At 35.1% G+C, this 13,632-nt stretch carries 10 protein-coding genes; 6 read left to right on the top strand and 4 right to left on the bottom strand.

The window, feature by feature from the left end:
* Nucleotides 1-113: 113 nt before the first annotated feature.
* Complete coding sequence (locus U6A24_RS13290; protein WP_324180474.1) at nucleotides 114-3,164, bottom strand: T9SS type A sorting domain-containing protein; 3,051 nt, start codon at nucleotides 3,162-3,164, stop codon at nucleotides 114-116.
* A gap of 385 nt (nucleotides 3,165-3,549) precedes the next feature.
* Nucleotides 3,550-3,966: a hypothetical protein gene (locus U6A24_RS13285; protein ID WP_324180473.1), complete on the bottom strand. Its 417-nt coding sequence runs from the start codon at nucleotides 3,964-3,966 to the stop codon at nucleotides 3,550-3,552.
* Between the two features lie 137 nt (nucleotides 3,967-4,103).
* On the opposite strand from U6A24_RS13285, the gene U6A24_RS13280 reads away from it, so the two are divergent.
* The 6 genes from U6A24_RS13280 (at nucleotide 4,104) to U6A24_RS13255 (ending at nucleotide 10,334) form a co-directional block, all read left to right on the top strand.
* Nucleotides 4,104-5,231 (top strand): helix-turn-helix domain-containing protein, encoded by a 1,128-nt coding sequence (locus tag U6A24_RS13280; protein ID WP_324180472.1) that lies wholly within the window; start codon nucleotides 4,104-4,106, stop codon nucleotides 5,229-5,231.
* Nucleotides 5,232-5,327: 96 nt separating this feature from the next.
* Nucleotides 5,328-6,860 carry an amidohydrolase family protein gene (locus U6A24_RS13275; RefSeq protein ID WP_324180471.1) on the top strand — a complete coding sequence of 511 codons (1,533 nt, stop codon included), beginning with the start codon at nucleotides 5,328-5,330 and terminating at the stop codon, nucleotides 6,858-6,860.
* A gap of 169 nt (nucleotides 6,861-7,029) precedes the next feature.
* On the top strand, nucleotides 7,030-8,136 hold the full coding sequence (locus U6A24_RS13270) for a type 1 glutamine amidotransferase domain-containing protein (protein WP_324180470.1): 1,107 nt from the start codon (nucleotides 7,030-7,032) through the stop codon (nucleotides 8,134-8,136).
* A 308-nt stretch (nucleotides 8,137-8,444) separates the two neighbouring features.
* Nucleotides 8,445-9,212, top strand: a complete 768-nt coding sequence (locus tag U6A24_RS13265) for a helix-turn-helix domain-containing protein (RefSeq protein WP_324180469.1) — start codon at nucleotides 8,445-8,447, stop codon at nucleotides 9,210-9,212.
* A gap of 131 nt (nucleotides 9,213-9,343) precedes the next feature.
* Entirely contained in the window at nucleotides 9,344-9,574 is a 231-nt protein-coding gene (locus tag U6A24_RS13260; protein WP_324180468.1) for a hypothetical protein, read from the top strand.
* 31 nt (nucleotides 9,575-9,605) lie between these two features.
* Nucleotides 9,606-10,334 carry a trypsin-like serine peptidase gene (locus U6A24_RS13255; RefSeq protein ID WP_324180467.1) on the top strand — a complete coding sequence of 243 codons (729 nt, stop codon included), beginning with the start codon at nucleotides 9,606-9,608 and terminating at the stop codon, nucleotides 10,332-10,334.
* 109 nt (nucleotides 10,335-10,443) lie between these two features.
* On the opposite strand, the gene U6A24_RS13250 is transcribed toward U6A24_RS13255, so the two are convergent.
* Nucleotides 10,444-12,681, bottom strand: a complete 2,238-nt coding sequence (locus tag U6A24_RS13250; protein ID WP_324180466.1) for an NAD(P)-binding protein — start codon at nucleotides 12,679-12,681, stop codon at nucleotides 10,444-10,446.
* Nucleotides 12,682-12,749: 68 nt separating this feature from the next.
* Nucleotides 12,750-13,553 (bottom strand): hypothetical protein, encoded by an 804-nt coding sequence (locus U6A24_RS13245; RefSeq protein ID WP_324180465.1) that lies wholly within the window; start codon nucleotides 13,551-13,553, stop codon nucleotides 12,750-12,752.
* Between the last annotated feature and the right edge of the window lie 79 nt (nucleotides 13,554-13,632).

The following is a 13,632-nucleotide window of genomic DNA, read 5'->3' as shown; positions in this document are numbered from 1 at the left end:
TCTTGCATCTAGTTAAATACAACTAACCAGAGTTTGATACAACCAAAAACAAAAAAGCTGTCTAAAAACTTTTAGACAGCTTTTTAATTAGGAAATATATTTAATTTACATATTTATCGTTTGATAAAACGTTTTGTTACTGCCAATCCTTTAGAAACAAATCTAACAAAGTACATTCCAGACGCAAATTCTGATACATCTACAGAAAGTACATCCTGATTAGGGTTAATTTTCTTGGCTATAGCACCGGCAGAGGAGAAGATCGTTATTTCTTCAAAACTTCCTGCTTTAATTTCGATGTTTAGTCGCGTACTTGCTGGGTTTGGATAGAGATTAATAGTTTTAAGAGCATTTTCTGTAAACGTTCGTAATTCGGTTCCGTTCTCTGGTTTTTTTGTTGGTATAGGGTTCTGAAACCTTGCATTATCACCAGAAACTATGATTTGATCAAAATATACTTGATCGTTATTTACACTAGCATCACAACGAATACGGAATCTATTGTTGGCATTAAAATTAAAGTTTGAAGCATTCATCACAATAGTATCTGTAAAAAATGAACCATTATTAAAATCTGTACCAGTAACATATTGACCTATTACTTCATAAGAGGATCCATTAAAGAACTCAACAAAGTAGTCTTCTCCGTTTTCCATACCCACGGCAAACGTATGGAACTCTATTGAAACTTCTGTATTACCAGTTAAATCTAAAGTAGGCGACACAGCATTAGAAGAGGCACTATTATCACGAAGTCTAATCGAGAAATCACCTTCAAAAGCACGAGCACTATTATTAATTCTTGCGCAATCGCTTCCGCCATCGGTCCATCCATCAAAACCTGTTTCAAAGAAGTATGCCGCTATGACACCACCACCGGGTCCACCATTGCCTTCTTGAAGATTAATCGTATAATCTTCAACCTCTCCAAAAGTAAATGTTTCACAAGAGGTAGGTATCCCATTATATTTCATAGAAACTCTCATCCGTACCGAAGTTAAAGAAGTCCCTGTTGGTACCGTAAAAGAACCGGTATTAGTAGCATCAGTAGAAGGAGATTTGGACCATACCAATTCTCCTGAATCTGTAAAAGCTCCATTGTTATTATAATCAATCCAAACCGCATACGCTTCGGCATAGACTGTTCCTGTCCAAGTGGGTGTGACTGTAATACTGTAAGTCTGACCTTCGCTTAAATTCGTAGAAATGTTGCTAAAGTCAGAATAGAATTGAGCTCCAGAAGCGTTATTAATTGTATTTAATTCTACACGACTAATAAACTCATCACTTACATTGGTACTGGCAGAATCACAATAGGTTACACTACTTCCATCTATAGTGGTAAACGAAGTCGTGCCAGCATTAGAGACATTACCAGCAGCATCTTGTGCAGTAATAGAAACATTATACGTGGTTAATGGAGAAAGCCCGGTTAGTGCAAATGAAGTGTTGGTTGATGTACCAGCAGCACTACCATTAACAGATATATTATATTGAGTAACGCCTACATTATCGGTAGAAGCGGTCCAGTTCAATGTAGCACTATTGCTAGTGATAGCACTGGCTACTATATTAGACGGTGCCGAAGGAGCCTGTGTATCAGGAGGCCCAGCTTGTACTTGAAACTTTCCTACCACTCCTTTACGTCCACCATTAAAATATTCATTGATAAACCAAAACGAAGAGTCGTCTGATGGGTCTATATCCATTTTACTATAATCTCCGTAGCGGAAACTTGGTATATTTCCGGTTCCGGCTGCAATCAGTTGTTCAGTTCCGGTCATTACACCTAAGGGGTCGGTACTTAACCTTGACGTATAATAAGAGCTAACTCTTACGGTTGATGATGTGCTTGGACCCGACATAGAAGTATATCCCAAACCTATATTTCCTTGGCTATCCATGGCCATACTTGCGTTCCAGGCATGTCTGCCATCTGGAGCGGTATACGTTCCTTCCTGATATAGAGACCATGGTTGGTTATCACCGCTTTGACGAAATTCATACCAACGAACACCAGCCAATTTACCAGATCCACCATCGGTATCTACAACAAAGTTAAATACGGCAGAATTGTGGGTTGGAAATTTTCTGAATTGCGCCTGATTCATAATGGTAGCTTGCAATGCATCAATAGTGGCTCCTCCACCTGGTTGTGGCAAGTTAGAGAAACTTCCTCCATCAAATACCCCAATAAAAGGTGTTACTGTGATTTCTGTGGGGTTTGATATGGTGGAGTTATTGGTATTATTCCAGTCTACATCTGCAGTCCAAACTTTGATGTGGTCGACAGATACTCCAGACCATGCATTATCCTGCATATATACAATGGTAGCGCCTCCAGGAGCAGGCATATTACCATCGGTTACATTTAATGCTTGTGGGCTAAAAAATCCACTAGTCGCTATCCCAGGAAGATTAAAGCCTATAATTTGTGCGTTAGGATCCCCTGCTAGCATCGCATCTCTTTCTAGCGCCCATAATTTATTACTACTATTCGTGTTATCTGTTATATAGTATCCATCACTCCAAACCGATAATTTTTGATAATCATTGATGGCAGAAATATTATATACAAACCATCCTGCGGTTAACGGGTTAGGACCATCAGATACTGCTACTTGTGCCCCTGATCCCAAAAAGGAAACGACCCATCGGTCTGCCGCATTATCATAAGAAACGGTAAGATCACAACATCCTCCCGAAGGAAATATAGCAGGGTTAGGCGCTGTTTGACCTAAAAGTTGATTCCCTGATTTGTCATAAATAGTAAAACCGGTGTTGAAAACCACAAATACATGATTTGGACCAATAGCTACAGAAGGATCAGTTGGTTGCGATCCCGATGTATATCCATCAAATACAAGACTAGGTGCTTTGGATTGTCTACTTTGTGACTTTTGATTTTTGGTTAGCGTAAAATAATCATTGGTAGTCTGCGGATCTTTACCGGAAACAACAGGATTGCCTTGAGACCGTTTGTCTTTTGCTTCTTTAAACGAATTGTCTGATGGAATAAGATCATTTGGTCTTGAAGACATTGGTGAAACATACTCGACTGATGAAATTTTACCATGATAAAAGGCTTTGTTTTCATTTTTTTGCCCATAGGTCATCACAGTGACCCATAGCAACACGAAGGTCGCTAGATAAGTTGATTTCATTTGTGTTAGTTTTAAAAGTTATATGTTAAAATTAAACAAACACTATGGTAACTCAACGTTCAAATCTGATTTTTTTTGGTATTAGAATCTCATCTTTCTTGTATCGTAAAATATTGTTTTTCAAATGATTAATTGCGTTTTGTGAAAAAACAATAGTAATTTGGAGGTCATCACGTAGTGTGAAAATTAACATTTTAGGAAAATCTGTTAAATAATGATAAACAAAACTTTGGATGTTATTTTTTGCTGAAGGGTGAAGTACTTATTTGTAGTTGTGAAATGAAAAAAAAATTAATATGAGGCGGAATAACTGATAAGAAAACTTACGTAATACATAAGTATGAGGAGAGGTTTACTATCAAACTCCAATGTTATTATTGAAGTTTCATTCCTTCAACTGTAGCGCTTTCAACTCTAAAAAAGTCGCAATAGCTTCTTTCTGCAGATCAGAAATGCTACTTTTATTTTTTGTGCGACTGGTGATTCCTTCAAGATTCTCAAGTGCTAAAGATGTATGCCAATCTACCTTTTTATCAAGATCAAATACCTTGATTGCCCCTGTTTTATGAGACTCCAGCGAGCTTTGATGACAACTACCACAATGGGTGATAAGGACACCTCTGGTGATTTCAGAGCATTCTTCGAATGAACCTGTATCTGCTGTAGAATTATCGATTTTTGAATCTGTTTTTGATGTGATATCTACGATTTCAGAAGTGCCCGTGTCTTTTGTACAAGTTCGCAAAGAGAAAGCGACAAGTACAACAACAAAGGGTAATATTTTAGTATAGTAATTGATCATTTTTTTGTACCTAGTAAATTACAATATTCTTTCTTAAACTCTTCTTAATTAACATCTTGCTAAGTTTATTATGGGTAAATCAAGTGCATTGTAGTGTTAAAAATTTTTACTACTTATATTTGGAGCAAAAATTATAGGTGAAATTAGTCTACGATTTTCTATTCATCGCAGGAATGCTTTTTGCAAGTGTCTATATTTATATTCTTTATAAGTCTAAAGATCGTGGACTACACAAATCAATTTTGATCGCCTTTTTTGGCGCATTAATATTTGTAATATTAGAGTCTTATGCTTCTATACATAAGGTCACCACTTTGTTAAGGGTTAGCATTTTACCCACCCAGGGGATTAAACTTGCCTTGGCGCCACTATTGCTTTTTTATATACAATCTTTGTTTTTAGATGATAAAAAAGTGCTGAAACGCATGATGATCCATTTAGTGCCCTTTGCTCTTTTTATGATTTTTGTGTCGCTTCCATATCTAATAGGAGTGGTTACTGAATCGTATTTTGTGGATTACAAGAATATTATCGAAGAATACTTGTCATTAAAACGTGTATTGCTTGATATCATATTTTTGGTATATATATTTATAAGTTTTAAAACTTTTTACAAGTTCAAGAAAGCTTTAAAGTGCAGCTATTCTTATATTCAACAAAACAATTTTATTTGGGTGCGATATCTTCTAATAGCTTCACTGGTAGTAGTTTCTGCTGATTTCTTTTTTGCCAGTTATAACATGTTTTTTGAGAGGCTGGGATGGAGGACCCAGAACACAATAATGTTATTTACTTCGGTTTCTATATTTTATGGGGCATACTATGGGATAAAGCAATCTAAAGTCCTAGTTCCTTATTTCTTGTTAGAGAATAATACTATTATCAATTCGAATAAAGGGGTAATTACCAAACAACAGGAATCAGAATTTTCTTTGCAGGAAGAGCTATTAATACGTTATATGGAAAAAGAAAAGCCTTATCTGGATGAAGAATTAACACTAAGTAAGCTTGCTAATGGTATTGGAATTACCGACAAAAAATTATCTGCATTATTAAACCAGCATATAGAAACTTCTTTTTATAATTTTGTTAATTCATATCGAATAAAAGAATTTAAAGAACTAATTACTTCACCCATATATAAAGAATATACGATAGAAGGCATTGCTTACCATTGCGGTTTTAAATCAAAGGCGAGTTTCTACAGGATATTCAAAAAGGAAACCGGCCAATCCCCATCAGAGTTTAAAGCAGGTCTTAAATAATGCTGTTTTCTTGTCTCTTTAGAAGCAGTGAGACCCAAAATAGCTTGATTAACTGTTCTTTTGTACGTTTTAATAATCAATCAAATAATTTGTCGTATGAAACGAACATCAATCAAAAAATGGATATTAGGGATAGTGTTGGTATTAATTACTGGTATTGTTATTTCTTACATCTATGTTACATCACAAATCAAACATCATACTGGTAGTAAAACAGAAGTAGTCGATTCTTCAATTTTTAATGTTTCGCAATCTCCGTTGGCAATTACGAATGTAAATGTGCTGTCTTCAGATTTCACCGAAATGAAGGATAGTCTTACCATATTTATAAAAGAGGATAAGATTATTAGCATAAGCAAAGATACTATAGTGACAAACGAGTATAGCATTATAGATGGAACCGGAAAATATTTGATTCCTGGTTTAATTGATGCACATGCGCATTTACATCGTAGTAAAAATGATTTGCTACTGTATCTGGCCAATGGTATAACAAGCATAGCTAATATGAGTTCTCAAGGGGATAATTTATATCTAAAATGGAGAGAAGAGGCTCGTAATGGCTCACTTAGTCCAAAAATTTATGTAGCTGCCGGAGGAATGAGTACCAGAAAAGATTTTAGAGCTAAAATAAATACCATATTTGGTTCTCGGTATTATAATACTCCTAAAGCGGCACGAAAAGCAGTTAAGAAATTTAAAGAACAAGGATATGATGCCATAAAATCATACGCTCCAAGCAAAGAAGTGTATTATGCAATTATAGATGAAGCTCAAAAACAAGATATTCCAGTAACTGGACATTTACCTTTTGATGTTGGTTTAGAGGGATTATATACTTCTGGACAATCTGGATTAGCCCATGTAGAAGAAATTACTAAAAATACCTTTGAAGACTTTGGCGGAATGTCTTCTATTTTTTATGATAATGTAGAATCCTATTTTACATATTTACAAGAACAAGCAAATACTATTGCCACCAACTTAAAAAAGAACCATATTACGGTATGCTCAACCTCAAATTATTATGAGTTGATTCTTGAACAGGATTTGGATTTGAAAGCTTTTCTTAAAAAAATTGAAATAGAATATGCTAATCCTGGTATTATTGAAGGATCAAGATATGCCAGGGGATGGTTTCCTGGAAGCAATCAATTTGAAAATCCGGATAACGAAAATAAGGAAGGTCGAAAGAAAGCCAAGATTTTTTGGGGTGCTTATGCCAAAGCTGTTTTTATTATGACAAAAACCTTAATTGATCATGAAGTGCATGTTGTAACAGGGTCAGATTCTAATGGTTCTGGAACTGTACCCGGTTTTTCTTTTCTTGATCAGTTAGAATCACTTCATAGAATTGGTCTTGATAACTCTCAAATATTAAAAATAGCCACAAAAAATGCTAGTGATTGGATGCAACATAATACGGGTGCTATAGAAATCGGTTTGGCAGCAGATCTTGTTTTATTAAACAAAAATCCTCTTGAGAATATTAGTAACACAAAAACAATCGAAGCTGTGATTACTAATGGAAAACTTCTCGACAGAAATACATTAGATCAGATGCTTCTTGCTGTTAAAAAAGCAAACAATAGAAGTAGAAAAATGAGCATAGACGAATATGTAAAGTAGTTAGGATAAGCTTTAATGAGAAAATCAGTGTTATAAATTGTTTAATTATAACACTGATTTTATGTTTTTCAGAGTTACTGAATAATTTTTACTCTGACGGAATGATCATTTCGACAGCTTTTATAAGGAATAATAGCGTATTTCACACCAAATTATAAAAGCAAATACTATGTTTAAAAAATATAAAGTTCTAAAATGGGCAGGAGTTTCAGTGTTAGGGTTGGTCATAATTTTAATTTCATTTGGGTTGTGGTTTAAAAGCTTAATTCCACCTAAAAACACTCAATTAGAAACTTCTTTAGTAACAGATTTACCATATCTGTCAGAAAATATCATCCCTACAAGAGGCAAAATATTGGCAGTTGTCACCAGTACGTCTAAAATGGGCAATACCGAGAAAAGAACAGGATATGAGTTATCAGAATTGGCACGTGCCTATTATGTCTTTAGAGCTAATGGCTTTGAGGTTGATATAGCAAGCCCATTAGGAGGGAAGCCTCCGGTTATTATTGATGATGAAGACATGGGAGCTTTTGATTATGCTTTTTTAAACGATACTCTTGCGCAATATAAAACAAGTAATACGGTGCCAGTTAAAGACATTATACCCCAAGATTATGTAGCCGTGTTTTTTGCTGGTGGAAAAGGAGCTATGTTTGATTTTCCTGATAATAAAGATATTCAACATATTATAAAAAAATTATATCAATCTAATAAGGTAGTAGGTGCCGTTTGTCATGGTCCTGCCGCTTTGGTTAATGTAATGTTGGATGATGGAAACTATCTTTTGGAAAATAAAATGGTAAGTGGATTTACAAACAAAGAGGAATTGCTTTTAATACCAGAAGCCAAAGAAATATTCCCGTTTCTTTTGCAAGACAAGATGATTGCTCAAGGAGCTAAGTTTAACGAAGGGAGTATGTACCTGGAAAAAATGAGCCATGATGAGAATTTAATTACGGGTCAAAACCCTTGGTCTACTTGGGTGTTGGCCGAAGCTATGGTCAAACAAATGGGATATGTGCCTAAACATCGTGAAATTACCGATGAAGAAAATGCAGAGAAAGTATTATCTGTTTATAAAGCAAAAGGAAAGAAGAAAGCCAAAGAAGTTATTTCTCAGCTAATTTTAAAAGAAAACAAGCCTTTTAAAAGAATATTAATTGCCAAACATGGCATAGTGGCAGCTATGAAAGGTGAAATTGGAAATTTTATCGATATGATAGGTCTAGTCTCTTTTGCAAAACATTGTGAGGCCGAGAAAATGAAAATATAACTAAATTTGAGAAAAATAGATCATTGGTTTTTTTAGATATACTTCTTATAATTGTTAGTAGTGCAGGGCTTTTGCATGGAATTTTGGTTGCAGTTTACGTATGTTTTCTCAAGAAGAAAAAAACTACATCAAACATCTTGTTGGGCTTGATTCTAATCTTTATGGCTTTTAGAATTGGAAAATCTGTATTACTACATTTTGGGGATGATCTAGAACCTATGTTTATTTTTTGGGGCTTAGCTTTTTTATTACTCATAGGTCCACTTTTACGATGGTATGTTTTGTCCATGACCCAATCCAATTTTAAAATGGCAAACCACTACTTTTTAGAACTTCTTCCTTTTTCTTCAGTATTCGTAATTAGTTTTTTTATAACGAAAAACGGGTTTGATACGAATAATAGACAAGCCGTAATCATATTTGGAAGTATCTTAATGTTTATTTATCTACATTTTGCATTCTATATTTTTATTTCATATTGGTCGCTTAAAAAAGTGAAAAGGATGTATAAAGGTAAGGTGCAGACAAAATTTCAAAAAGCCATATTTGAATGGTTATTTACTCTTATTATCGGTTTTGTAATAATTTGGATTTCCTATTGTTTAAATATTATTGAAAATACAATACCCTATATCATTGGACCAATCATGTATTCTATGGTGGTTTACTTTTTAAGCTATAAAGCGTTTCAGTTAAAGGCAACAGACATTGATGGCAGGGTGTTCGAAAATAACGATAATGCATTGCTATTTGATCAAATATCGGCTATGATTACCAAAGAAAAATTATATCTCGAATCAGAGTTGTCACTTTCTTGGTTAAGCAAGTTGATAGGAAAAAGTACGCAAAAGACTTCCGAAGTTATAAACCAATATGCCAAACAAAACTTTAATGATTACATTAATTATTATCGAATACAAGATGCAAAGAAAAAGCTGTTAGACCAGAAAAATAAAAACTACACCATTTCAGCGATTGCCTTTGATACTGGTTTTAGTAGCCTTTCTTCTTTTAATAGTGCCTTTAAGAAATTCGAAGGCATAACACCTTCCGCATATAAAAAAGATAACCTCTAGTTAACAGATAAAATTTATTAATTTGAGGAATACTCTTTACAAATACTTTAAATATACCCTTTAACGGGTATGGTTCTGACTAGTAGTGATTTATACTTTAGTTGCACTATTAATCTATAAAATTTAAAAAGATGTCAGAACTAACATTTGAATCAGTAAACAAAGAAATTGAAAGTTTGAACTTGGATCAATTAGAATCCCATGTACAACAAGAATCATTAGATATTACTTCAAAAATATGTGAGATTTGGAGTAAAATAGGGAGTATAGTTAAGTTAATAGCCAACATTCCTTTAATTCCAAAAAAGTGGCGAGATGCCTTGAAACTACTCATCAACACTCTTGACTCTTTATGTGTTTAGTGCCTTTGTAATAAACTAATTTCTTAGTAAGATGGAAAAACTTGTCTTTCACGAATTAAATGGAAATATCAATGAAATAAACGAATCAGAAATTACAACAGAACCTTGGGTTGAGCCAGAAAATGAACCTACAGCAGAATCCTTATGCGGAATTGATCAACGCCAAAAAGTAGTATCAACAAACCAACTACCATACATTGCAATTTGCAAATTGTATATGAAGGCAACCAATGGAAGAACCTATGTTGGGTCTGGATGGTTGGTTTCTGAAGATAAATTATATACTGCAGGTCATTGTGTTTTTAATCATAGATCCGGAGGATGGAAAGAAAACATAATCGTAATACCTGCCAAATCTGGATTATCTGAACCCTATGGGCGTTATGAAGCTATAAGCCTGGCAGCTACTGAGGGTTGGGTAGATAATAAATCTACTCGTTATGATATGGGGGCTATTAAACTGAATACACCTGTACCTTTTAAAGATTTTATTATACCCTCTATAGAGGATTCCAATTATGGGGAAATCTGTGGATATCCTGGAGATAGGGATAATGGGCTTTTTCAGTACAGAATGACAGATAACTTAATCAAGACGTCGGGAAGGTTTCAATACTATGCAGATACCTTTGGGGGACAAAGTGGCGGAGCATTATTAAAGAATAGGGCTGTGGCTATTGGAATACATAATTATGGAGGATGTCCTAATAAGTCTTCTGATTTGTACGAGAGTTTTATTAAAGAAGTTGCCGATTGGTGATCAAAGAAGAGTAAGGCTTGGATATTTTCTTCAAAGGGAAATCATCAAAATGGGTCGACTACAATTGGTAGTCGACCCATTTTTTTGTTTAATGTATGTATGCTGTTTATTATTTGAGTTTAACCCCACTAAAAATCTCAGTTTCGCTTGGCAGACCAAGTTTATCAAGGACCACCTGTCCAGCTTGAAGACCAGAGACAATTGCCCCTTCATAATATCCTACATTGACACCAAAATTAATCCAATCACCAGTGATGATAAGATTGTCAAAGCCTGATTCATTTGCTTTTAGACGATATTTGTTAGAGCCAGGAAGAGACAATGTATACCTATCTGTGGGGTTTACATTAGCTCTAAAAAACTGTGTTTTTAACCTGGCATAATCTGTTTTTGCAGTTTTAGAGAAATCATAGATAACATCAAGCCTCATCCCTTCGGGATACTCCAATGTTGTGGCTTTTTTGAAAAACCACCCCATTTTATCTCTCAACCATTGTTCCGAAACACGCATAATACGTTCTAATTGCTCATGCGGATAGTTGTGATCTGAAAACGGAGGTATAACTTCTGGATCTAAAAATGATCCGGTGTAGTATATTAACACCCCTGGTTTATTGTCATTCCAGTCTTCATAAGGCAATACTTGTGACATATCAATGAACGAATATTGTGGATCGGCATAGGTGACCAGATTAGGTAAAGCCCCTTCTGGGAATCCCCAGTCTGGTAAATGCATTCCCAATTCTTTTAATGTAGGTTTGATCCACAATTGCATAGACATGGTAGGGATACTTTTTACATGGGCATACATCTCACTCCATGCTTCATTGTTATCAATGATTTCTTTACAAATACCTTCATTACCGCCTAATACGTCGATAGGAATCCCTAAAACAGCATAATCAAAATCTTTTCCTTTTTCTAGAGAAAGCTGGCCTACATTTTCCCATCCACACCAAGCTTCTTCAAGATCATAGTTACCTTGTTTAAGCGCTTTGGCTTGTTGATCGTCTATTTGATCATAAAGGGGTTCTCCCGGCCATACTTCAATGCCTTTCAACTTATAGGTTGGGTTGTATTTGTCATTTTTTAAAGTAACCTGTTCTGCCATCGATATCCTTTCTATAGCTCCAGAATCCGAATAATGAACTTGCTCTACCTTATGAAAGAACTTGAATTTTACACCTCTGTTTTTAAGAACCAAATAAATGGGAGTGATCATCGTATCTGCAGTTCCGGCTTTGAATTTCCATACAAATGATCCTTTGTACCCAGCAGAGTTTGTTAGGAAATGAAGCCCAACTCCAGCCGCTAGACTACCTTGACCATCAGATCCAGTTAGGTTATGGAAAGTTCCTGTATAAAGAAATCTCACCATAGCAGAGCTTAATAATCGTTCGCTAGCTCCATGGTTTTTGAGCCATTCGCGATAATCCAAATCATTAATGCGTTCATAATCCAATTCATGAGTTTCTGGATCATAGACATCGGCAAAGGTTCCTTTCATATTCACAAGTCCAAATTCTACAAATACAGCTAACCAATAGAAATATTCATTATGTTCTGCGATAGAATCAATAAGTTTTGCGGCCCATTTAGAAAGTAGATCCAGCAGTTCATGGATTATAGAATGATGATCTTTGCGTTGTGAATGGTCGTAATTATCATTGGCCAAGTTATGGACCAATTCGGCTACATAATTCAAAAGCTTTTCTCCTTCATGTTTAAAGACTTTGTCTTTTACAAAAGCCTCAAATTTAGATTTAAAATTGGTCCAAAGTGGATGATGCTCAGGTGGCTTTATTTCTTTGGCAGTGGCCGATGCCATTTTAATAAGACTGTCTTTGTTTGGGTCTATACCGAACAAAATTTCGGCAACCAAACCTATGGCTTTGTGAAAAATGGCCGAAAATGGTAATGGTCCTCCCTGGCCAGGTACATATTCGTTGGATGGGAAAATAATATTCTTTTTGATCCATTGATTGGTATTGGGATCAAAATGAGTGAGTAGTGTAGTGTCTTCACGGTCAAAAGCTTCATCCCAGGATTTAAAAGGGCTATCGGGCATGAGATTGTGTTTTTCACATTCTTTATAAGAGTCCTGTATCAGGCGAAAAGCATTTTCATACCATCCTTGAGCAATATGAATACCATGCTCTTGAATTCTTTCATTTGGGCCTCTTCCCGTAGCCGTTTTACCACCTAATCTCCAACCCATTTGATATATGGTGATATCATAATGGTCCTGCCAGTTTGCATAAGAGCTAAGCTCATAAGCAGCAGATAACGATGACATACCACTACCAAGGATTGCTATTTTCTTTTTGTTTTTTTTTGTGTCTTGCATTGGTTTACTAGTTTTAAGGAGTATATTTTTTTGGTTGTTAATTTATTATTGAAATGTACCTAAGGCAACTAAATTTCTGTAATAGGGTAGGTAGGTTTGTTATTTTTGGCATAATTCAGCACTACTGGTGAACTGTTCCATTTAGCCGCTTCAGTATACAATCTGTCCAAATGGGGTAATATGAGGACCTTATCAAAAATATCTTCAATCAATCCCATAAAATTACGGGCACGATGGGTTACATATTTTATATCCTTTTTTGACATGGGGTAGTGGTCGGGGTAAAAAGCGCTTACCTCGGTAATTATAGCAACCGCACATCCTCTTGGGTTGGCAAACAGTTTACCTAAAATTCCGAAGCTTACACCTTCAACCATTGATTGAGCAAATAACAGGCGGTAAAGGACAATATTCATAAAATATTGTTCATAAATAGTTTCTTTATAGGCCAATTTATCGGCTACTGCATATCCTGAAATTATACTTGAGTTATGAGCACGATACCATGAACATTCATTAGGCGTATCTATATATTGAAGCCAAAAATTAACCGGAACAGGTAAATCCAGAAACGCCTCACCAGATTCTTTGATTAATTGGGCAAGGGTAGCTACATAAAGAAAATGACTATTTACTTTTCTCCACCAAAGACTTCCCGGATGATCACTATCCATAGGATTAAGTGTCCCTCTTTTTATTTCCCATTCTATAAATGCCAATTCAGAATTTCCTAGTCCATCATTCCCTTTTGCAAATGGATCACCATATTTTTTATAGAATTCGTAACGCAATTGGTAACGCCCCTTTGGATCATCAGAAACATTATCGACTATTGCTTTAGCCTTTTTCTGAAGTATTTCGAGTTTGTTCATATATTCATGTAAAGGTTCATAAACTTACAAGTTAAATTATTAAATACCATGAATATTTTTAGTAAATTCAAGAAGTATT

The organism is Aquimarina gracilis, from assembly GCF_035285365.1.
Taxonomy (GTDB): Bacteria; Bacteroidota; Bacteroidia; order Flavobacteriales; family Flavobacteriaceae; genus Aquimarina; species Aquimarina gracilis.
The sequence above is the reverse complement of the archived record's forward strand: the minus strand, read 5'-3'. Positions and strand labels throughout refer to the sequence as shown.

Bases quoted from the DNA above. Each gene is read 5' to 3' on its own strand.
- U6A24_RS13290 (WP_324180474.1), bottom strand. From the start codon at position 3,164: ATGAAATCAACTTATCTAGCGACCTTCGTGTTGCTATGGGTCACTGTG.
- U6A24_RS13250 (WP_324180466.1), bottom strand. From the start codon at position 12,681: ATGCAAGACACAAAAAAAAACAAAAAGAAAATAGCAATCCTTGGTAGT.
- U6A24_RS13245 (WP_324180465.1), bottom strand. From the start codon at position 13,553: ATGAACAAACTCGAAATACTTCAGAAAAAGGCTAAAGCAATAGTCGAT.
- U6A24_RS13260 (WP_324180468.1), top strand. From the start codon at position 9,344: ATGTCAGAACTAACATTTGAATCAGTAAACAAAGAAATTGAAAGTTTG.
- U6A24_RS13255 (WP_324180467.1), top strand. From the start codon at position 9,606: ATGGAAAAACTTGTCTTTCACGAATTAAATGGAAATATCAATGAAATA.
- U6A24_RS13285 (WP_324180473.1), bottom strand. From the start codon at position 3,966: ATGATCAATTACTATACTAAAATATTACCCTTTGTTGTTGTACTTGTC.
- U6A24_RS13265 (WP_324180469.1), top strand. From the start codon at position 8,445: ATGGCAAACCACTACTTTTTAGAACTTCTTCCTTTTTCTTCAGTATTC.
- U6A24_RS13275 (WP_324180471.1), top strand. From the start codon at position 5,328: ATGAAACGAACATCAATCAAAAAATGGATATTAGGGATAGTGTTGGTA.
- U6A24_RS13270 (WP_324180470.1), top strand. From the start codon at position 7,030: ATGTTTAAAAAATATAAAGTTCTAAAATGGGCAGGAGTTTCAGTGTTA.